The following is a 21648-nucleotide window of genomic DNA, read 5'->3' as shown; positions in this document are numbered from 1 at the left end:
TATTTATCCACCTACTTGTGGACAGGTGTGTGGATAAGCACCGATTATCCACACCGCTCATTTTTGATCGAGGCGTGAAACTACGCGTTTTTTGTAGAAAATTGAACGATCGTGGGTAAATAATTATTAAATCTGTGTGTAATGTGGATATTATCTGTGCAAAACATGTTCCGCTGCTGACTTACCGGCAGTATAGCCTGTGGAAAAAGCGACTGTAATGTTATACCCACCTGTATACCCATGAATATCGAGAACTTCTCCACAAAAGTATAGGCCTTCTGCTTTTTTTGAATGCATGGTTTTAGGTTCTATTTCTTTGATTGAGACGCCTCCGCCAGTGACAAACGCCTTTTCGATCGATAGAGTTCCATTAACCTCGATTTCAAACTGTTTACACATCTTAACAATGGCTCTTAACTGGTCGTGCGGAATTGACTGACTATCTAGCTGGGAGTCGATTGAAAGTGATTCGTAAACAAAAAGTAAGAAGCGTTCAACAGCAAGTCCTTTTAACGTATTTTTTAAAGACTTCTTTGGATTATCTTTGACCTCTGATAAGATTTCCTGAAAGAGGCTTTCACTAGACTGTTTTGGAAATAAATCAATCTCCATTTTGATTGTTGGTGTACTAAATTTCTTAAGAGCTTTAACGACATACTGACTACAACGAAGGGTAGCGGGCCCTGAAATACCAAAGTGAGTAAAAATCATATCACCATCGTGAGTTTTAATCTTTTTTCCTTTTGGATTGTACACGGTTAGTTCAATATCTCTTAGGGATACACCTTGAAGTTTCTTCTCTTTGATGAATCGCTCATTTGACGTGATAGGCACTTCAGTAGGGTATAAGTCGGTAATTGTATGGCCTGCTTTTTCAGCCCATGGATAACCATCTCCTGTAGAACCTGTATGGGGTACAGATTTCCCACCAGTAGCGACTATGACAGCAGACGTTTGTATAAGTTCACCATTGTCTAATTTAACGGCTTTAACGGCTTCGTTCTCATACTCAATTGTTCTAACGGTTGTGTTCGTTCTAATTTGAACACCAAGAGACCTTACTTGATTGAGGAGCGTTTCAACTACAGTGGTCGCCTTATTATTAACAGGGAACATTCTGCCGCGGTCCTCTTCTTTTAATGCAATTCCAAGCCCTTCAAAATAGTCAATAATGTCTTCATTATTAAAAACAGAGAAAGGACTATGCATGAAGCGTCCATTTCCAGGTATGTGGGCAATAAGGTCTTGAATTTCCATTCGATTTGTCACATTACATCGTCCACCACCAGAGATTGCTAGCTTTCTCCCTAGTTTGTTTCCTTTATCAATTAAAAGGACCTGAGCACCGTGTTTAGCGGCGGCAATCGACGCCATCAGTCCAGATGGACCGCCTCCAATAACAATTACATCTTGTTTCATTATTTCACCTCATTAAGATCTGTAGCCGAACTATTTAATCAAAAGTAGCATGTTTATTCACAAAATGGAATGTTTTACTGAGCAACTCGTCTGTGGATATGGTAAAATGCATTAGAGTTTATCGACTAGAAAGAAGGAATCGTGGATGTCAGATTCAAAATTAATGCGAGGGACGGCTATCTTAACAGCTGCCACAATCGCTTCGAAAATTCTTGGCCTCATTTACATTTTCCCTTTTACAGCCATTGTTGGCCAAACCGGGATTGCATTATACCAGTATGGATATTTACCCTATACTGTTTTATTAAGCTTGGCAACACTTGGGGTACCATTAGCTATTTCAAAGTTTGTCTCTAAATATCATGCATTAGGTGATTACAATACAGGACACCGTTTATTCAAATCAGGACTTTTTATTTTATCAATAAGTGGATTCATTGCTTTTCTCTTACTCTTCTTATCTGCACCTAAGCTTGCTCCAATGGTTGTCGATACATCAGACTTGCAAGGTAACTCCTATGAAGATATTGTTTTTACAATACGAATGGTCAGTGTTGCACTAATAGTTGTTCCAATTATGTCTGTGATTCGTGGTTATTTCCAAGGTTTTCAATCAATGGGACCGACGGCTGTTTCTCAAGTGGTAGAGCAGCTTGTACGTATTATTTTTATTTTGTCAATTACCTTTGTCATTGTTGAAGTCATGAATGGAAATACAGGAAAAGCAGTTGGTTTTGCAACGTTTGGTGCATTTGTCGGTGCACTTGGCGGGCTGGCGGTTTTGCTAACTTATTGGTTCAAAAGAAAGCAATCAATCCAAGAACAAATTGAACTAAGTAAGGTTGATCACAAGCTTTCATTTAAAAGCATGTACAAGGAGTTGGTTGCCTACGCATTACCCCTTTCATTTGTGGGTCTAGCACTGCCCTTGTATCAATTAATTGATATGTTTACCTTTAATAAAACACTCACAAGTAATGGTTGGGATAAGCTTGTAGCTGAAACGTATTTTGCTGTTTTTTCAGGAACAGCTCATAAGGTTATCTTAATTCCAATGGCTTTAGCGACGGCATTGTCAATTACGTTGATTCCAACGATTACAAAATCATTCACGAACCAAGATAAAGGAATATTACAAAAACAGATTACCCAAACATTTCAAATCATTTTATTCTTAACGATTCCGGCTGCTGTAGGTCTATCTGTTCTTTCATATCCTGTATTCGGTTCTTTATATGGCTTGGCAGATATAGAAATAGGCGGTTTTATTTTACGTTATTATGCCCCAATCGCATTATTCTTTTCTTTATTTGCGGTAACGGCAGCAATATTGCAGGGAATCAATAAACAGAAATACGCAGTGATCGCTCTAGCAGTTGGTTTAACGATGAAATTAATGACAACAAAATGGCTGCTCGTTCTAATGGGTCCGCTTGGTGGAGTTTTTTCTACATATCTTGGCTATTTTGCCTCACTCGGCATTACAGTTTGGGCGATAGGTAAATATGCAGAATTTAATTATCGCTTTATCTTAAAACGAACGATCCTTATTTCACTATTCTCATTTGTTATGGCAATTGGTGTTATTACGATTAATGTGGGTATGAAGGAATTTATGACGGAGCCATCTCGTTTCGGGCAATTTGCTACTCTAATATTGGGGGCAGGAGCTGGATTAATTATTTATATGTTTTTGTCTTACCGTACTAATCTAGCTGGACAAGTTCTTGGTAATCGATTCCGAATTTTAAATAAGAATAAGAAAATGAATGGGTCAACTTAATGCGTTATGCTCGTTTCGACATAGATTGGCAACGAAAGCCTCTTTTTCTCATATAAGTCGTTTGATATAATTAAGGAATACTAACGTATAGCTAAATAATTAGTACTAAATAATAGAGAAGCTAGAAGCTTTTATGTGAGGTTGGAGGGTGCAATGAACTATTCGTTTCGAAAAGATAATGATTGGATACTTATTATAACAACCTTCCTACTAGCCGCTTTTGGTTTGGTGATGGTTTTCAGTGCTAGTTACGTTAAAGGGCTCTCCTTAGCAGACGTTAATGATCCTTACTTTTTTGTCAAAAGACAATTTATGTGGTTTTGTATTGCTTCATTCTTTTTTCTGCTAATTATGCATATTCCTTATCGCTTTTATCAAAAGCTTTCACCATATATTATTGTAATGGCAATTATCTCTTTAATAATGGTTCTCATACCAGGACTCGGGGCAACGGTTAATGGTGCCCAGCGCTGGATTGATTTTGGTCCATTAAGAGTCCAGCCTTCAGAGTTTGTGAAGATTGGGATGATTATCTATTTAGCACAAGTATATTCGCAGAAACAAGCATATATCGATCAATTTATAAAAGGGGTTTTGCCTCCATTAGTCGTTGTCGCTATTGTGTTTGGTCTGATCATGCGTCAACCTGATTTAGGTACAGCGACTTCCATTTTACTAGTCACGTTACTAATTGTTTTTTTCTCTGGGGCTAAGCTAAGACATTTAGTTGGACTTGGACTCGTTGGATCAACTCTATTTATGCTACTAGCAGTAACGGAGCCTTACCGCTTAAGAAGACTTGTTTCTTTTTTGGATCCTTTTGCTGATGCAAATGGCTCTGGTTTGCAGTTGGTCCAAGCGTATATCGCGATGGCGAATGGTGGATTAAGTGGAACTGGACTTGGACAAAGTATTCAAAAGTTATTTTACTTACCGGAACCACACACAGACTTTATCCTTGCTATTGTCTCGGAGGAACTTGGTATATTTGGTGTTCTATTCGTTATCGTTGCTTATATGGTTATTATATTTCGCGGTGTGATGATTGGTACCAAGTGTAAAAGTCCTTTTGGGAGCTTATTGGCTTTTGGAATTGTGTTTCAAATTGCTATTCAAGTGTTATTTAATGTTGGAGCAGTAACTGGAATGCTGCCAATTACCGGTATACCCCTACCGCTTGTAAGTAACGGCGGATCGTCTCTTTTTATTACATTCGTTTCTTTAGCGATTCTAGCGAATATTTCAAGAAATACGATTCGCCAAAAACGACTGAAAGAAAATATGGACGAAATGCAGCTTTCGGCTTAGTTTATCTAATCCTGAAATAGCTGTTGAATAGGTGGAGGATCAAATGGAGGAAAGAAAAACAGGCTTTCAACAGCTAGACTATACATTGCTCTTTTTAATGTTTGTCCTTATGTGCTGGAGTTTGCTAGCAATATACAGTGGGTCAGGTCAATATAGTGATGATCCGACTTTTTATGTGAAAAGACAGCTTATTTTTTATGGTCTTGGCGTTGTTATTATGGTTGGAGTTATGATCTTGGATTACGACTTTTTCAAGTATCTGTCCATTCCCTTATACGGGTTAGGTTTAGTGGCACTCTTGTTAGTCGCATACTCACCACTCGGTGTGTATAAAAACGGGTCAACACGGTGGCTTGATATTGGGATCGCTGAACCTCAGCCTTCCGAATTTATGAAAATCATCTTAATTTTTGCCTTAGCCCATTTATTGTTTCGAATCACTGCCGATCGAGGGAAAAAGGATATTAAATCGGATTTAATTATTGTTGCAAAAGTATTTGCAGTTGGTTTACCACCCTTTTTCCTTATATTAACTCAACCTGATTTAGGAACAGCCTTAGTTGTTGCGAGTGTTATTGCAACAATGCTATTGCTTTCCGGCGTTGCTTGGAGAATCCTTCTTTTTCTTGGTCTTAGTGCGTTTACTGGAATTCTCACTTTGATTTGGCTTCATAATAATCATTTCGAACTGTTCTCTACATTCATTGAACCCCACCAATTAGAGCGAATCTATGGTTGGTTAAGTCCATATGAGCACCAGGGTTCATATGGTTATCAACTAGTCATGGCAATTAGAGGAATTGGAGCTGGTCAGCTTCATGGAAGTGGCTTTATGCAAGGTGTTCAAACTCAAAGTGATACCATACCAGAAATCCATACTGATTTTATTTTTACAGTGATTGGTGAGGAATTTGGTTTTCTTGGTGCAATGGTTCTAATTGTAACTTATTTCCTATTGTTTTACAGAATGATTATTATTGCTTTAACATGCAATAATCTATATGGGACGTATTTGGTTGCAGGTGTTATTGGTCTTCTTGTCTTTCAAGTGTTCCAAAACATCGCTATGACGATTGGGTTAATGCCAATAACGGGGTTAGCGCTACCTTTCATTAGTTACGGGGGAAGTGCACTTATTACCAATATGCTAGCAATGGGTATTGTCTTAAATGTTAATATGAGGACACGACATTATATGTTTGAAACTGAAGAACAGAGTATGTAAGAGGGCACCTTCTCACAATGAATGCATATTATAAAAAATCCAGCTATGGCTTTCATGGCTGGATTTTTATAAATATATTTTTCTGAAACGAAGGGAGAGGCATATATGAAAGTGATCGTTGGTTCTGGTAGACTTGCTTCATTGCTAGTGACAATGGTAAATTCAAAGGAATCGTTCTTTATATATGGAAGAAATCGTAAAACTGTGGATGCTCTTATTGAGTTTCGTCCATCATTAAAAGTATCGACAAAAGAGAATCTAGCAAATGCTGACCAACTTTTTCTTTGTTTGCCTGCAGAAGGTTACTCTTCTTTTTTTGAAGAAGTTGGTCCCTTGCTAAAAAAAGGTGTAACTATTTATCATATGGCTACAGCATTAAGCAAGGAAGACGTGATCACATATAGTCACGGAAAAAAGGTCGTTCCATTGAAGTTAGCAGGCCATGCTCTTCAAGCAAAGCGCGACCAAGATGCATTGTTTGTAGTAGAACAAGGCTTTAAAGATGAGATTGACCAGATTCGGACATGGTTTCCAGCTGTTAAAATAACGGTAGGTTCTGAAGCTGATGTTCTTCGTGCGAACTCAATGGCCACAAAGGCTGCTGTTCGGATGATTATCGAACTAAAAAAGGAACTGGAAATGAACAACCTCTCAGCTTCTTTAGTAGATCAAATGATAAAACAAACCGTGTCTGGTGTGATACGTGGGTATGTAGAGAACGATCTTGGACATTTCGCAAAAAAAATTGCTGAAGATCTTGAAGGAAAGGGTGGAACACCTCAGAATGAGAATGGATAAATTGCTGTCGAATATGGGTTATGGTACTCGAAAAGAAGTAAAAAAAGTGATGAAATCAGGAGGGGTCCATGTAAATGGTCAACCAGTAAAAGAAGGGAAGCACCATGTTGACCCAGAGCAAGATATTGTCACTGTTTTCGGGGAAGTGGTAAAGTATAAACGTTATATTTATTTGCTAATGAATAAACCAAAAGGGGTAATCTCAGCAACAGAAGATGCTGAGCATGAAACGGTTATTGATTTGCTACTTCATGAGGATGCCTTATTTGAACCATTTCCTGTCGGACGGCTGGATAAGGATACAGAGGGTCTATTATTATTAACGAACGATGGTCAGTTCTCTCATTCGCTTATGTCTCCTAAAAAGCATGTTACTAAGACATACCGTGCTTCAATACGAGGGGAAGTAACCGAAACAGATATACAGTTGTTCCGAGAAGGAGTCACGTTAGATGATGGGTACGTCACAAAACCGGCTGATTTGGTGATCCTTGAAAAAGGAGTTCAATCGGAAATAGAACTAACCATTACAGAAGGAAAATTTCATCAGGTCAAAAGAATGTTTGAAGCAGTTGGAAAGAAGGTTACATACTTAAAGCGAATAAAAATTGCTGATTTGGCTCTCGATCCTAATTTAGAATCAGGTACATATCGTGAATTGAAAAAGGAAGAATGGGATCTGCTTTTTTTAGAAAGATAGCCGATCAATTTTATCAATAATAAGATACAAGCAGAGGGAGACTCCTCTGCCAATACCAATAAGCAACCCAGAGGAAAGGGACCTCTGGGTTGCTTATTGGTTATGATACTCGGATTTTCTTTTGTGTTGTTGTCCATTTTCCGCGGCTTGGACTTTCAACGAGTTTATTGTACTCAAGCACATTCAAATCTCGTTGGATGGTCCGTTGAGTAATTCCGAATTCTTCAACTAGTTCATTCGTTGTGACGGACCCCCTTTGTTTAATATAAAGGTAGATTGACTTAATACGTGTCAGCATACGATCAGTTGAAGTTTTCAAAAAACCACTCCTTCTTCATAATCATGACTTTGTACTTAAGTAGAGTCTATGTAATGAATAGCTTATTCATGCATGTCATTACGGGTGCGGTATTTTAGTTGAAGACCTAAAGAACAAAAGAACAAAAGGATACGATTGTTTGCATTATTCTACTAAGAAAGGTATCTTTAAAAGGAACTTTTTGTATTCTTCATGATGGTAAATACCTCTTATTTATGTATTCTACAATAATCTGATTAATTAAGCAAAGTCAGTGAATGGGTTGTGCGTGAAAAAATGAAGGGTGTGAATAAATTATAATGATTAATTGGCAATCAGAAGTGGAAAAAAGAAAAGAGAAAATTATTAGTGAAACACAGGAATTCCTAAGGATAAACAGTGTTTTAGATGAAACAACTATAAGTGAGAAAGCTCCTTTTGGTAAAGGCATAGATCACGCTTTGACTCATTTGTTAAATAAAGGTAAAGATTATCAATTACATATAAAGAATGTTGACGGATACGCTGGAAGAATTGAATACGGTACTGGGGAAGAAAGTTTAGGAGTTCTCTGTCATATCGATGTCGTTCCAACAGGGGATGGCTGGACGACTCCTCCTTTCTCTGCTGATCTAAGGGAGGGGAAAATTTTTGCACGCGGTGCTATTGATAATAAAGGTCCGACAATGGCTGCGCTTTTTGCAATTGTCTTGTTAAAAGAGCTTGGTTTACCAACAACAAGAAGAGTCCAAATGATTATAGGAACCGATGAGGAAAGTCATTGGAGATGTGTTGAACATTATTTTAAGCATGAAGAAATGCCGACATTTGGCTTTGCGCCTGATGCTGACTTTCCTATAATTCATGCTGAAAAGGGGATTATGGATGTTACTCTTTCATGGAATGGTCATCCTCAAAAGGAAAGCCTCATTGAAATAGTAAATTTTCATTCAGGCGAACGATTTAATATGGTACCTGATGATGCGAAGGTAACATTAAAGGGAGAACGACCACATTTAGATCAAATCGAAGAAGAATTTCGTAGGCATCTGATGCAGGAAAATCACAATGGTGAAGCACGTTTTGAAGATGACATTTTAATACTCAGATATATTGGAGAAGCCGCACATGGATCAACACCTGAGAATGGTTTAAATGCAGGAGTTGAATTAGCATCATTTCTCGTCACTAATGTGGAGCTAGCGGAAAACATTCAGTCTTATTTGGAGTTCGTTAAGTCATTAAAACAAGACTATCATGGTAAAACAATTCAGTTAGACTTGAATGACGAGGTTTCAGGTCCCCTGACGCTAAATCCTGGTCTTCTTACTTGTCAGTCAAATGGTCAAGCTCAAATTGGGATTAATATTCGCTATCCTGTCACTGCAAAAGGAGAGACCTGTTTAACGAAGCTAAATGAATTAGCAGAAACGTTAGGTGCAACGCTTGAGGTAGTTGATCATATGGGTCCAAATTATGTAGAACAGGATCATCCACTAATTCAAACACTTCAGGCAGTCTATGAACGTCAAACAGGGAATGCTGCAGACCTGCTGGCAATTGGAGGCGGCACCTATGCACGTTCATTAAAGACAGGGGTAGCCTTTGGTCCAATGTTCCCTGGTCGTAAAGATGTTGCACATCAAAAGGATGAATATATCGAGGTTGATGATCTGTTAAAAATGACAGCGATTTATGCAGAGGCAATTTATGAACTAGTAAAATAACAGATATTCGATTAGGGTGTCTCAAAGAGGATAAGTGACCCTCGAGAGGCATCCTAATCGTTCGTTTTGGCTTATTTTTCTGAATCAAATAGGTCTGTTGATAAATACCTTTCACCAGTATCACAAGCAATGGCAATGACAACTTCATCTGGGTTCAGATTCTTAGCGACTTCTAAGGCAGTGAAACAAGCTGCTCCGGAAGAAGGACCAACTAGTATTCCTTCCTCACGTGCCAACCGAAGCGTAGTCTTATAGGCGTCATCATCTTCTACCTTATGAATCATATTATAAACATTTGTATTTAAAATAGGTGGAATGAAACCAGGACTTGTTCCAACTAATTTATGTGGTCCGGGCTTTCCGCCAGACAGAACGGGAGAGCCTGCTGGTTCGACGACATGGATTGATGCTTCTGGATATCTCTTTATCAATTCTTCACCTGTACCGGTGATGGTTCCCCCTGTTCCTGAGGCTGCTACAAAAGCTGAAAGAGATTTACTAATAGAGTTAAGGGCTTGTTCAATTTCATAGGCTGTTGTGTATCGATGTGCATTTGGATTTGCAGGGTTTTCAAATTGCATTGGTATATAGCTATTAGGGATCGTCCGAGCTAGCTCATGTGCTTTTTCAATTGCTCCAGGCATTTTTAGATCTCCTTTTGTCAACACAACCTTAGCTCCGTATGCCTTGAGGAGATTGATTCTCTCTTTTGACATCGTATCAGGCATGACTAAGATTGATTTGTATCCCCGAGCAGCAGCGTTCATGGCAATTCCGATTCCTGTATTGCCGCTGGTTGGTTCAATGATTGTCGCCCCAGGTGATAGCAGACCATCATTTTCAGCTTGGACAATCATTTGAAATGCAGCCCGATCCTTTACACTTCCACTTGGATTCATCATTTCCATTTTTAGATAGACTGCTGCTCCGGTTGGGTCACTGATCCGATTTAATTTTAAAAGGGGAGTTTGACCAATGAGGTCTGAGATATTATTTACAACTTTCATTATGACACTTCCTTTTTATTTGGAACTTTTTATTTAGTTTATCATAGCTGTTCTAACTTTCTGGAAAGTGGGCAAGCATAGAATAATAGCGCAAGGAGGCAGACCAAGAATGCAATCACATTATTTTATCGCCGTACCATTACCAGAGATCTTGAAGCAAGAAATCAAAGAGCATCTGATGAAGGACCAGCAACGGGAAACTTTATCCTTTAAACGCTGGGTGCATCAAGAGGACTATCACATCACGCTTGCTTTTTTAGGTGCCTGTTCAAAGGAACAGCTAGAAACGATTATAAAACAAGGAAAAGAATTAATACGAAGCTGGATCCCTTTCTCTCTAGCACTTTCTGAGTTTGGTTTATTCGGTCAAGAAAATAAGCCGAGAATTTTCTGGTTAGGGGTGCAGGAACAACCGATTTTATATCGGTATAGGGAACAATTATACCAATTATGTCAATCCGTTGGGTTTCAACTAGATCGGAAAGCTTTCTCACCACATATTACATTAGCTAGACAATGGACCGGAGCTGATCGCTTCCAGTTGGAGGAGCTATGCTCTGATATCAGCTCAAAGTGGGTCGTTAATGAAATTGTGCTGTACAAGAGTGTTTTAACAAATGAGCCAAAATACCACCGGGTTGAAACGTTTGAGCTCAAATAAAATCTGCATTATTGTTTCAAGCATTGCCCCAGTTCTTATTCATCTATTATACTAATGACAACACACATAAAGGCTGGAGGTACGAGCGTGGCTCACTTAATCAAACTTGAAGATTATAATTCTCGTTACCAGTTAGATCTTCATCGATATCCTAGTCAGTACACAAGGATGAAAAAAGAAAGATGGTTCTATTTGAAATCGGAGTGGGAGCAATCTGAATATGCTCGTTTGGACGAAGACGAGATAAATGAAGTTGCTCCAAAGAAAGATCTAATCAAACTAGCATTAAAGCGATTTAAGAGCTGGTCGCACCATCAAAAGATTGATGATTCGAAGGTGCTCAACATCACTCTTGATCAGCTTAAAGATAAATATATGGATGATTTATTTAAAATGCAAATCAAATGGGCTAGCTCTTCCTCATTTGAAAATGCGAGTGATGATGCTACTTATGTTGATGATAAGTGGCTCCGTTTTTTTGCACAAACCATACCTGATAATTATTTTTTGATGTACAAGCCTGTGTTTTATTTGAAAAAGGCTCCGATCGATCTTGAAATTCTTTTAGTAGGTCCAACCGAAATTATCTGTATATCAATATTAGAAGGACAGGAGCACAGTGTATTTGAAGCTGGGTCAGGTAAATTTTGGACAGAATATATAAATGAATCAAGAAAAAGAAGAATAAGTCCACTCCTATCATTAACACGGATGACTGGTGTGATTAAGACATTACTTGATACAGCCGAATTATCCTTTCCTGTAAGACAGGTTGTCTTAAACCGTGAAAGTATAATTGACAATAAAATGCAAGGGGTTAAGGCTGAATTTATTGATCGTAGAAAATTTGCAGAGTGGCTTGAGGCATTAAAGAAAAATCCTTCACCAATTAAAAGTCAGCAAATGCGAATAAGTGCATTACTCTTACTAAATAGTACTAAACCTGAAGTGCCAGAAGAAAAAGAAGAAGAAGAAAGAGATAATCAATAGATTGAAAGGGGAAAGATGTGTTTTATACAGCTAGTGATTTTCATTGGATTGTACGTAAAGTTTACAAATGGAATGGTCAAATGGAATTAATGATTGAACTTATTGATCTTGACGGTTGTGTTTCATATGGAGATACATTCAAAGAGGCTCGGGAAAGCCTACCATTGGCCTTACACTATTGGCTAAGGAAATACGGGGAACAACAGCTTCCGGAGCCTAGAGAGGGAGCACAGCTTATTTTTCTTGAGCAAGAGATGACATTAAATGAGTTCCATTATATAAATCAAGAATTGGAGAAGTTAAATTGAAGCGAGGGCACTGAATTTGTTCAGTACCCTCGAACTTTTTTTAGAAGACAACTGTTTTGTTGCCATGGACAATAATTTGATCATTATTATGCCAAGATACCGCACGAGACAGTGCAATTCTTTCTACCTGTCTTCCAGCGACTCTTAATTGTTCAGTCGTGTATCTATGATTCACACGTAGAACATCTTGTTCGATGATTGGTCCTTCGTCAAGGTCATCTGTTACATAATGGGCTGTTGCTCCAATTAATTTGACACCTCGTTCAAAAGCCTTAGCATATGGATTGGCTCCAATAAATGCTGGTAAAAATGAGTGGTGGATATTAATAATCTGCTTCGGAAATGCTTGTACGAAAGTAGGAGAGAGAATTTGCATGTAACGTGCAAGGACGATGAAGTCAATTTGATGTTTCTTAATGAGATCAATTGCTTGCTGTTCAGCTGCTGCCTTTGTCGCCTTGGTAACAGGAATATGATAAAAGGGAATACCGTAACCCTCGACTTCACTACGTAAATCTTCGTGATTACTAATGACTAATGGGATATCAACCTGTAATTCAGCTGCTCGCCATTTCCATAATAACTCAAGTAAACAGTGATCCTCTTTCGAAACAAAGATTGCCATTTTTTTTTGCCTAGAGGCGAGCTCCATTCTCCAATCCATTTCAAAGGTTTGAGCAATTTCCTCAAATGCCCCGCGAACCTGTTCAAATGTCTGGTCCTGGCCATATAGATCAAATTCAATTCTCATAAAAAACATCCCACCTGAAGGGTCGGTTGTGTATTGGTCTGATTGAATAATATTGGCTTGATGTTCTAACAGAAAGGTTGAAACCGAGGAGACAATCCCTGGCTTATCAAGACAAGAGATAAGTAGTCGTACTTCGTTCGTTTGTTTGTAATCTGACATTTAATTCCTCCGAGTTATCATGCATGATATCGACGTATCATACGTTTTAGTAGTAGAGATTAAAAAGGGGGTTTTGTTCATTGAAGCAAAAACAAGAGGCATTTGTCAATTGGATAATGACAAAGGCTGAACTAGTGAAGATAAATCAGATCCATTTGTTCTTTCAAGGGACGGTTGGGAAGGAACAAGGATGGACCTTATTTGTTGGTTCAATGACATACCCATTGAACATCGAGAAGAGAGATTCTAATATGCTCGAATTATCTTTTCCATTCCTCTTTCCATTTGGTGAACAATGCTACGTTGGATGTGGGCAACAAAAGATCCCCTTGATGATTACAGATGTTGTTCGAACAATCGAGTTTGACAATCAGTTTTTTTATAATGGTACAGATCTTGGATTAAGTAGATTCGAAGACAAGCTGATGTTACAAGTGTGGGCACCCACAGCAACAAATGTAGAGATTTTATTATATGATAATTGGCATACTGATCGATTTGAGAGATTTTCATGTAGCCGTACAGAGAATGGAATTTGGAAAGCATCCTTGGATCAAAACAGACTTGGGGGCTTTTATTTATACAATGTAGAAGTCAATCACTCATGGAATCTAGCTGTTGACCCATATGCCAAGATGCTTTCAATCAATGGCGAACGGGCTTATCTAGACATAATAGAGGAACAAGATGTTGATGGTGTTTCCATTTTCGATAAGAAACCGCCAATCATCTATGAATTACATATTAGAGATTTTACAATTGGCCCCAATAGTGGAACGAAAGAAAAGGGGAAATATATTGGATTAGCCGAAGAAAAGACTAGAACGATTCAACATTTTGAAACAGGATTAGATTATATTAAACATTTAGGGGTTACACATGTTGAACTGTTACCAGTCCAGGATTATGGAAGTGTTGATGAGAGCGATTGGCGTGCAACTTATAATTGGGGATATGATACAACTCATTTTTTTGCAGTCGAAGGTAGCTATTCAACAGATCCTTATGAACCATTTACTCGTGTAAATGAATTAAAAAAATTGATCCAGACTTTTCATTCAAATCAGCTAAAAGTGATAGTTGATGTTGTATTCAATCATTTATACATTCGCGAGGAATCGGCACTCGAGAAGCTTGTTCCTGGTTATTATTTTCGTTATGAAAGTAATGGCGATGTAAGTGACGGCACTGGGGTAGGAAATGATTATGCTTCAGAACGTAAAATGGCTAGAAAATTAATTGTTGATGCCGTTGAACATTGGCTAAAAGTCTTTAGCGTGGATGGTTTCCGTTTTGATCTAATGGGCATTTTGGATGTTGATACAATGCATGAAATAAAACAACTAGCAACTTCCATTCAGCCGGATGTCCTTATTCTCGGAGAAGGTTGGGTACTCCCGACAGCACATGAGCCTACTGGTTTGGCGTCTATTGAGCAAGCTCATTTGCTCCCGGACATTTCTTTTTTTCAAGATCAGTTTCGTGATTCAATAAAAGGAGATACCTTTGAAGAATCAAATGCTGGTTTCATTAGCGGAAGTATAGTAGCTAGTGAAGCTTTCATCAATGGCTTGAAAGGAAGTCCTTCTTTAGTTAAATATCCGAGCCAAGCAATTAATTATGTTGAATCCCATGATAATCATACTCTTTGGGATAAGTTAAAACTTCTACATCCGAATGAGTCTAGGCTAATATTAGAAAAACGGCATCGTTTAGCAACAACGATTGTACTGCTGTCACAAGGAACTCCTTTTTTACAAGCGGGACAAGAATGGTTTAGAACGAAATATGGAGTTGAAAATAGCTATAATTCTCCAGACTGGATTAATGCTTTAAATTGGGATGAACGAGTGAAAAATGATAAGTATGTCACATATATAAGGGACTTGATCTTATTTAGGGATGATTATCCCGTTTTTCATTTAGAGACATTTAAAGAGGTAGAAGAAGCATTTTCAATCCATGAAAGTATACAGGGTTGTTTCTCTTTTACTTTAAAGGACAAAGATCAAATTTTATTGGTTATTTTTAATGCAACGAATAAAGAGCAGAAAATTGCTCTTCCATTCAAAGGTAATTGGCAAGTTGTCGTTGACGGTACACATGCTTCTCTGATACCATTATATAGATTGGGCATAGACTATGTTTTAGTAGATCCTATCTCAACATTCGTATGTGTAAATGAACAGTGAGCAGTGCATAATGAATGCAATTCTGCTTAGCTTTTTACAAAAATAAATCGTATGCTATCCAAGAGAGTAGAACTATTTGACTCTAGGAAAGGCGGCAAAGCCGCTTTTTTCTTATAAATTGGGAAAGTTAAGATGACAGTTGATGAAATTGAGGGTGAATCGGGTGGAACAACTATTAGGTGATGGCTGGAGGGTATTACCAGCTGGAGGGGCAACTGGAGAAGCATATATCGCTCATCAAGGTGATCAGACGGTTTTCTTGAAGCGGAACTCTTCTCCGTTTTTAGCTGTTCTTTCGGCCGAAGGAATTGTACCTAAGTTACTTTGGACTAGAAGGCTAGAAAATGGGGATGTTGTTACAGCACAGCGTTGGTTAAAAGGACGTGAGTTGAAGGCGAACGAAATGAAAGGAAATCGAGTTGCTGCATTACTAGCAAAAATCCATAATTCTAGTGAGCTTTTAGATATGTTTAAACGAATTGGAAATGAGCCTTTAACTCCTTATATTATTGTTGAGAACCTTCGACTTCAACTTCAGACGTATCATCTTTTAGATGAAACAATTGAACAGGGTATGACCTACTTACATGAACGATTAGAAAATGTCCGATATCAGCAATTTGTTGTCTGTCATTGTGATATAAATCATAATAATTGGATGTTAGATGATGAAGATGAGCATTTGTACTTAATTGATTGGGACGGGGCCAATGTGGCTGATCCAGCACTTGATCTTGGGTTACTCCTTTACTCTTATATTCCAGAGGCTGAATGGGGAAAGTGGCTACAGCAATACGGAATTGAATTGGATGATTCATTGCGGCAAAGGATGCATTGGTATGTAGTATCTCAATCTATTTCTGTTCTTCTATGGCATTACGAAAGACGGCAAGTAGAGCAAGTTGAACAATTAACAGATGATTTACACAAGCTGTTAACTAAATAACTAAAAAGGATGTTCTTCAAAGGTAACCCTTATGAAAAACATCCTTTTTTTATTGACTTGTATGTTATAATCAAAATTTGTAAAGTAATATCAACTCGTTACAGGATTTCCTGGGAAATTTGCTCAAATACCGTCGAATTATTCGACATTAAGGACATTAATCCATTGAACGACATCATTTTCAGCAAATGGCTGATGATTTAATTGGTGTTTTTCTTCAATTGCAGATAGCGTTTCCTTTAATATAGGCTGCAAATTTGGTTCTGTTGAAAGAGTTGATATGAGCCGCTGTATCTGCTCAGCTTCATCTGTTGTCATATACTGCTCTGAAGCTTGATTTCGAAGTAGGTCTGCAAGCAAATGTAGTTTATCCTCAGTAGTAATCGGCATATTTGTGTTCTCCTTTGCTAGGGTTTAAACCTTAGTTGTAGAATACCCATGCTTGTAACACACTATTCTTACGTTGGAAATATTGATATGCATGATAAAAGGAGTGAGTCAGTTGCGTTTACGCAATAAACCGTGGGCAAAAGAAGAGCTGGACAAAAATCCTATGTTTGTTATTTCAGATCCGGCATCTCAAAAAGGGAAATGGGCTGAGTTATTTAATAATAATCATCCTATCCATGTTGAGGTTGGAACAGGAAAAGGACAATTTTTAACAGGGATGTCTGAATTACATCCGAATATTAATTTTATTGGAATTGAAAAATATGATTCAGTGATTTTAACGGCTCTTGAACGATTAAAAGAAAGTGATCGATCGAACGTTCGACTTCTAAATCAAGATGTTATCGAATTAACTGATTTTTTTGCAGAGGGAGAAATTGATCGTGTGTACATTAACTTCACTGATCCTTGGCCGAAGAGTAGACATGAAAAGCGAAGATTAACGTATAAGAATTTCCTGAGTCTATATCAACAAGTTCTAAAACCAGATGGAGATATTCATTTGAAGACAGACAATCAAGGATTGTTTGAATATTCATTGGAGAGCTTTTCACAAAATGGCTTGTCTTTGCACGAAGTTAGTCTTGATTTACACAAGAGCGAAATTGAAGGAAACATCATGACTGAATATGAAGAGAGGTTTTCTAATAAAGGCATGAGGATCTATAGATGTGAGGCAAGGTTTACCTTGTGATAACAAAGGAGTTAACGCTGGTGCTTTTTTTGCGTTAACTCTTTTTTGTTATGAGGCAATTAGGTCTAACAAAGTCCCTGTAGTGCGGTCTACGAGAAATTCATATTGCTTCGTGTCATTGGCTTCCTTTGTCGAGATACCACCACGGTACACTTCATATGTAGTGTTTTGTCGAGTTACCTGTTCAGGAATCATATGGATCCATGAACCGGTAATTGTATGGGTTTGAGATACAGTTTTTTTAACCAGCTTAAGCGCCTTTTCAGGTGTAAGCTTCTTTTGCTCAATTGAAGGTCTAAGAAGAAGTCCAATTGAAACACCAATTCCAATTCCAATTAATAAACGTTTCGCATTCACCTTCATCATCCTTTCATATCCTCTAAAAAATAGTATACCCAACTCTAATGTTTTTTCCAAACATTCACTGTCTTTGTGGCAATATAAGAAGAGTTCAGCTAAAATGAAGAAGTACATACTATTACGGTTGCCGAAAGGAGTTTATATGAATTCCAGTACATTAGCATTATTTGAAACATTAACGGAGTTACAAGGTGCGCCTGGTTTTGAACATGATGTAAGGAAATTTGTGCGTTCAGAATTGGAAAAATACACGGACGAGATTGTTCAAGATCGTTTAGGTAGTATTTTCGGTGTGAAGCGTGGTGATGAAACAGGACCTACCGTTATGGTTGCAGGGCATATGGATGAGGTTGGCTTTATGGTCACATCTGTTGATGACAAAGGGCTTATCCGTTTTCAAACATTAGGTGGATGGTGGAGTCAAGTTCTACTTGCACAAAGAGTGCAGGTTATGACGAACAAAGGTCCAGTTATTGGGGTGATTGGTTCGATCCCACCTCATCTATTAGAAGAATCACAGCGAGCTAAGCCAATGGAGATTAAAAACATGTATATTGATATCGGTGCAGATGATAAGCAGGATGCACTTGAAATTGGTATTAAGCCGGGGCAACAAATTGTTCCGATATGTCCATTTACTCCTATGGCTAATTCAAAAAAAATTCTTGCTAAGGCATGGGATAATCGCTACGGAGTGGGATTGTCAATTGAATTATTAAAGGAACTGCAGGGCGAGAAGTTGCCAAACGTCCTTTTTTCAGGTGCTACTGTTCAAGAAGAAGTAGGCTTAAGAGGAGCGGCAACTGCCGCAAATATGATCAAGCCAGATATTTTCTATGCATTAGATGCAAGCCCGGCAAATGACGCGACCGGTGGAAAGGATGCGTTTGGACAACTAGGCAAGGGAGCATTACTTCGCATCTTAGACCGATCAATGGTAACTCATCGAGGCATGAGGGAATTTATTTTAGATACCGCAGAGACGAACAATATCCCGTATCAATATTTTATTTCTCAAGGTGGAACAGATGCTGGTCGAGTCCATACATCTGGTAACGGTGTTCCTTCTGCAGTAGTCGGTATTTGCTCAAGGTATATCCATACAGCTGCTTCGATTATTCACATTGATGATTATGCGGCCGCTAAGGAATTATTAGTAAAATTAGTGAAGACAACTGATGCAAGTACGGTTAAGAGTATAACAGAACAAGTATAAGCAAAATGGGTGTCTCGGCATAAATCTACTTGAGACACCCATTTTTGGGTTAGGAGGGTAAAATGAAAATTGCTATTGGTTCAAAAAATCCGGCGAAGATTCATGCTGTTCAAGATACTCTTATTAGAGAGGGATTTCATTTTGTCAGTATTGATGTCGATTCCAAAGTGTCTGACCAACCATTTACGGATGAAGAGACGATTCTAGGAGCAACAAATAGAGCACTTGCAGCACTTCAAGAAACAGGTTCATTGCTTGCGTTCGGTCTTGAGGGAGGGGTTGTCGAAACATCTGGTGGCATGATTCTTTGCAGTTGGGGCGTCTTAGTTCATAGTGATGGTAGAAAATGGATTGCAGGCGGTGCGAGAATTCCTTTACCTGAGGAAATAAGAGTGCGTTTGCTAAAAGGAGAAGAACTGGGTCCATTGATGGCTGAGTACACTGGTAAGAAAGATATCCGCAAGAATCAAGGAGCTATTGGTGTTTTTACCGGGGGAATGGTTAGTCGAAAGGAAATGTTCTCACATATTGTCAAACTTTTGTACGGACAATACAAAGGAGAATCGTTAACGAATTAGGTAGAGTTTTGTCCATATTAATGTTTTCTTGTCAGTTTTCTAGCTTAGGGTTATGATTAAGGAGAGATGTCCAAGATAAGCTTAAAGGAGTGTCCTTATTTTGATCTTAAACCATTGGCCAATACGAATTAGTATAGTATGTTGTATGGTAATGTTAGTCGGATGTACAATAACAGAAGAGGAAACGATTGATAAAGGGCTAGAAACATATGAATCAGAGCTATCACAACAAGAAAACGAAACGAATACAGAGGAAGGTCAAGCAACATTTTATCTCCCTCCTCAGTTTGAAGTAAGTGAAACAATTGATGAGTATAATATCGTTCTCGAACATGAAGAGCAGCTCTATGTCTTCTTTCATGAACCGAATGAGCCACAAACAAGTACTGTCCTCTTAGAGAGAGATAAGCTAGAAGAACAAGAATTTCTTTTGTTCGAAGAAGTTACGACCGATGAGTATGTTTCTTTTCTGATGATACAAGAAGAGGAAGAAGATCGACTACTTGTTGCTGTAGCTCTTGGTGGAGCAAAGGTATCTACACTTTCTACATATGAAACGCTTATTGATGATATTGAAGCAATGACCGAAATTGTGCAATCATATGAAACAAAATAGTTGATCTTTCTTTTGGGGAGGAAAATGTGTGAAAGAATTCATCCAGAAAAAAGGTATTGATCTTTCTTGGAGAACCTATATTATTACAGGGCTAAGTCATATGGCCCTAGGCCTTTTTGCATCTTTAATCATTGGTTTAATTATTAGAACTCTTGGAGAACATGCCTTTAGAGATCGTCTCCCATTTTTAAGTGAGATTTTTATTGAGATGGGGACGTTAGCTATTGGTTTAATGGGTCCGGCTATCGGTGTCGCTGTTGCTTATGGATTAAAAGCACCAAGATTAGTCTTGTTTGCAGCTGTTATATCGGGTGCAGCGGGTGCACAGCTTGGTGGTCCAGCTGGGAGCTTTGTAGCTGCCGTCATCTCAGTTGAGGTGGGGAAGCTTATCTCACAGGAGACAAAGATTGATATTATTGTGACCCCATTTGTTACAATTGTCTCAGGTTTTTTCACTGCTTACTTCATCGGTCCTTGGATACAATCAGGAATGGTCTTTTTCGGTGAATGGATAAAATGGGGAACAGAACAACAGCCGATTTTACTTGGTATTATTGTTGCAACATTAATGGGTCTTGCGTTAACGGCACCAATCTCTAGTGCAGCGATTGCGATCATGCTTGAGCTAGACGGAGTAGCAGCGGGTGCTGCAACAGTAGGTTGTGCTGCTCAAATGATTGGCTTTGCGGTTAGCAGCTATCGTGAAAATGGCTGGTCTGGTCTGATCTCCCAAGGACTTGGTACGTCGATGCTACAAGTGCCTAATATTATAAAAAACCCGCTGATATTAATTCCGCCAGTAGTGGCAGGCATCATTCTCGCTCCTATCGCAACAGTTGGATTTCAAATGACAAATCTGCCTGCTGGAGCAGGTATGGGAACAAGTGGTTTAGTCGGTCCAATTATTACGATTACAGATATGGGCTTTTCATGGAATTTAATTCTAGTTATCGCTTTTTTACATTTTATCGGCCCTGCCTTAATTAGTTTGGCTGTATCGGAATTGATGAGAAAGCTTGGGTATATTCGGTTAGGCGATATGAAAATTGATCAATAAGGAGTATGAATAATGGAGCATATAAAGAACATTGAAGAGTTTAGAACGGTTGCATCAAAGGAAGCGGCAATTTTTATGTTTTCAGCCGATTGGTGTCCGGATTGTAAAGTAATTGAACCTGTTTTACCAAGAATTGAAGCTGATTTTCCAAGTTTCTCTTTTTATTACGTCGATCGTGATCAATTTATTGATTTATGTTCAGAGTTGGATATTTTCGGCATTCCTAGTTTTCTGGCTTATGTAGATGGAAAAGAAGTTGAGCGTTTTGTAAGTAAAGATCGTAAATCTCAAGATGAAATTGAAGATTTCTTGACAAAAGCCGAAGCACATATTAGTTGAGTTATGGGGGTCACTCGTGAAATTATAAGAGTGACCTTCATTTTTATCTAATAATGAAGTATGTAA

At 38.3% G+C, this 21648-nt stretch carries 23 protein-coding genes; 17 read left to right on the top strand and 6 right to left on the bottom strand.

From position 1 onward, the window contains the following. Positions 1-150: 150 nt before the first annotated feature. A complete protein-coding gene (locus J7W16_RS01685; protein ID WP_210595194.1) occupies positions 151-1419 on the bottom strand; it encodes a BaiN/RdsA family NAD(P)/FAD-dependent oxidoreductase in 1269 nt (422 codons plus the stop codon). Between the two features lie 145 nt (positions 1420-1564). On the opposite strand from J7W16_RS01685, the gene J7W16_RS01680 reads away from it, so the two are divergent. From J7W16_RS01680 to J7W16_RS01660, 5 genes are all read left to right on the top strand, one after another. Then, a complete protein-coding gene (locus J7W16_RS01680; RefSeq protein ID WP_210595193.1) occupies positions 1565-3202 on the top strand; it encodes a putative polysaccharide biosynthesis protein in 1638 nt (545 codons plus the stop codon). 153 nt (positions 3203-3355) lie between these two features. Continuing rightward, positions 3356-4510, top strand: coding sequence for a putative lipid II flippase FtsW (gene ftsW / locus J7W16_RS01675; RefSeq protein ID WP_210595192.1), 1155 nt, complete (start codon positions 3356-3358; stop codon positions 4508-4510). 43 nt (positions 4511-4553) lie between these two features. Beyond that, on the top strand, positions 4554-5735 hold the full coding sequence (locus tag J7W16_RS01670; RefSeq protein WP_210595191.1) for an FtsW/RodA/SpoVE family cell cycle protein: 1182 nt from the start codon (positions 4554-4556) through the stop codon (positions 5733-5735). Positions 5736-5840: 105 nt separating this feature from the next. Continuing rightward, entirely contained in the window at positions 5841-6533 is a 693-nt protein-coding gene (locus J7W16_RS01665; RefSeq protein WP_210595190.1) for a hypothetical protein, read from the top strand. Further along, on the top strand, positions 6520-7233 hold the full coding sequence (locus J7W16_RS01660; RefSeq protein ID WP_210595189.1) for a pseudouridine synthase: 714 nt from the start codon (positions 6520-6522) through the stop codon (positions 7231-7233). Before J7W16_RS01665 ends, J7W16_RS01660 begins: the two co-directional genes overlap by 14 nt. Positions 7234-7333: 100 nt before the next feature. On the opposite strand, the gene J7W16_RS01655 is transcribed toward J7W16_RS01660, so the two are convergent. Further along, a complete protein-coding gene (locus tag J7W16_RS01655; protein WP_210595188.1) occupies positions 7334-7552 on the bottom strand; it encodes a DeoR family transcriptional regulator in 219 nt (72 codons plus the stop codon). Positions 7553-7845: 293 nt separating this feature from the next. Between J7W16_RS01655 and pepV the strand changes: the two genes are divergently transcribed. Beyond that, on the top strand, positions 7846-9258 hold the full coding sequence (gene pepV / locus J7W16_RS01650) for a dipeptidase PepV (RefSeq protein ID WP_210595899.1): 1413 nt from the start codon (positions 7846-7848) through the stop codon (positions 9256-9258). Between the two features lie 71 nt (positions 9259-9329). On the opposite strand, the gene cysK is transcribed toward pepV, so the two are convergent. Then, positions 9330-10265 (bottom strand): cysteine synthase A, encoded by a 936-nt coding sequence (gene cysK / locus J7W16_RS01645; RefSeq protein ID WP_210595187.1) that lies wholly within the window; start codon positions 10263-10265, stop codon positions 9330-9332. Positions 10266-10374: 109 nt separating this feature from the next. Here cysK and thpR point away from each other — a divergent pair, with 109 nt between their 5' ends. The 3 genes from thpR to J7W16_RS01630 all read left to right on the top strand — a co-directional run bounded on the left by thpR (position 10375) and on the right by J7W16_RS01630 (position 12224). After that, complete coding sequence (gene thpR, locus J7W16_RS01640) at positions 10375-10926, top strand: RNA 2',3'-cyclic phosphodiesterase (protein ID WP_210595186.1); 552 nt, start codon at positions 10375-10377, stop codon at positions 10924-10926. A gap of 87 nt (positions 10927-11013) precedes the next feature. Then, positions 11014-11916: an NERD domain-containing protein gene (locus tag J7W16_RS01635; RefSeq protein ID WP_210595185.1), complete on the top strand. Its 903-nt coding sequence runs from the start codon at positions 11014-11016 to the stop codon at positions 11914-11916. Positions 11917-11933: 17 nt separating this feature from the next. Then, positions 11934-12224 (top strand): type II toxin-antitoxin system HicB family antitoxin, encoded by a 291-nt coding sequence (locus J7W16_RS01630; protein WP_210595184.1) that lies wholly within the window; start codon positions 11934-11936, stop codon positions 12222-12224. A gap of 40 nt (positions 12225-12264) precedes the next feature. Here the strand turns inward: J7W16_RS01630 and purU are convergent, their stop codons facing one another. After that, positions 12265-13134 (bottom strand): formyltetrahydrofolate deformylase, encoded by an 870-nt coding sequence (gene purU, locus J7W16_RS01625; RefSeq protein ID WP_210595183.1) that lies wholly within the window; start codon positions 13132-13134, stop codon positions 12265-12267. An 80-nt stretch (positions 13135-13214) separates the two neighbouring features. Between purU and pulA the strand changes: the two genes are divergently transcribed. Both pulA and J7W16_RS01615 read left to right on the top strand, forming a co-directional pair. Beyond that, positions 13215-15326, top strand: coding sequence for a type I pullulanase (pulA, locus tag J7W16_RS01620; protein ID WP_210595182.1), 2112 nt, complete (start codon positions 13215-13217; stop codon positions 15324-15326). Positions 15327-15474: 148 nt separating this feature from the next. Continuing rightward, entirely contained in the window at positions 15475-16272 is a 798-nt protein-coding gene (locus tag J7W16_RS01615; protein WP_210595898.1) for a phosphotransferase family protein, read from the top strand. A 138-nt stretch (positions 16273-16410) separates the two neighbouring features. Here the strand turns inward: J7W16_RS01615 and J7W16_RS01610 are convergent, their stop codons facing one another. After that, complete coding sequence (locus J7W16_RS01610; RefSeq protein ID WP_210595181.1) at positions 16411-16662, bottom strand: YtzH-like family protein; 252 nt, start codon at positions 16660-16662, stop codon at positions 16411-16413. Positions 16663-16774: 112 nt separating this feature from the next. On the opposite strand from J7W16_RS01610, the gene trmB reads away from it, so the two are divergent. Then, a complete protein-coding gene (gene trmB, locus J7W16_RS01605; RefSeq protein ID WP_210595180.1) occupies positions 16775-17416 on the top strand; it encodes a tRNA (guanosine(46)-N7)-methyltransferase TrmB in 642 nt (213 codons plus the stop codon). Positions 17417-17464: 48 nt separating this feature from the next. Here trmB and J7W16_RS01600 read toward each other — a convergent pair whose 3' ends face one another. Beyond that, positions 17465-17782 (bottom strand): PepSY domain-containing protein, encoded by a 318-nt coding sequence (locus tag J7W16_RS01600; protein ID WP_246879791.1) that lies wholly within the window; start codon positions 17780-17782, stop codon positions 17465-17467. Between the two features lie 136 nt (positions 17783-17918). On the opposite strand from J7W16_RS01600, the gene J7W16_RS01595 reads away from it, so the two are divergent. From J7W16_RS01595 to J7W16_RS01575, 5 genes are all read left to right on the top strand, one after another. Further along, a complete protein-coding gene (locus J7W16_RS01595) occupies positions 17919-18992 on the top strand; it encodes a M42 family metallopeptidase (protein WP_283246000.1) in 1074 nt (357 codons plus the stop codon). A gap of 62 nt (positions 18993-19054) precedes the next feature. After that, positions 19055-19570, top strand: coding sequence for a DUF84 family protein (locus J7W16_RS01590; protein WP_210595179.1), 516 nt, complete (start codon positions 19055-19057; stop codon positions 19568-19570). Between the two features lie 100 nt (positions 19571-19670). Continuing rightward, positions 19671-20186, top strand: a complete 516-nt coding sequence (locus J7W16_RS01585; RefSeq protein ID WP_210595178.1) for a hypothetical protein — start codon at positions 19671-19673, stop codon at positions 20184-20186. Between the two features lie 28 nt (positions 20187-20214). Further along, positions 20215-21243, top strand: a complete 1029-nt coding sequence (locus J7W16_RS01580) for a PTS sugar transporter subunit IIC (protein ID WP_210595177.1) — start codon at positions 20215-20217, stop codon at positions 21241-21243. A gap of 12 nt (positions 21244-21255) precedes the next feature. Further along, positions 21256-21582 carry a thioredoxin family protein gene (locus tag J7W16_RS01575; protein WP_210595176.1) on the top strand — a complete coding sequence of 109 codons (327 nt, stop codon included), beginning with the start codon at positions 21256-21258 and terminating at the stop codon, positions 21580-21582. Positions 21583-21648: the final 66 nt, after the last annotated feature.

Origin of the sequence: Halalkalibacter suaedae (genome assembly GCF_017939705.1) — a bacterium.
GTDB lineage: Bacteria > Bacillota > Bacilli > Bacillales > Bacillaceae_D > Halalkalibacter > Halalkalibacter suaedae.
Note: the sequence above shows the minus strand (reverse complement) of the source record. Positions and strands in the feature narration are given on the sequence as shown.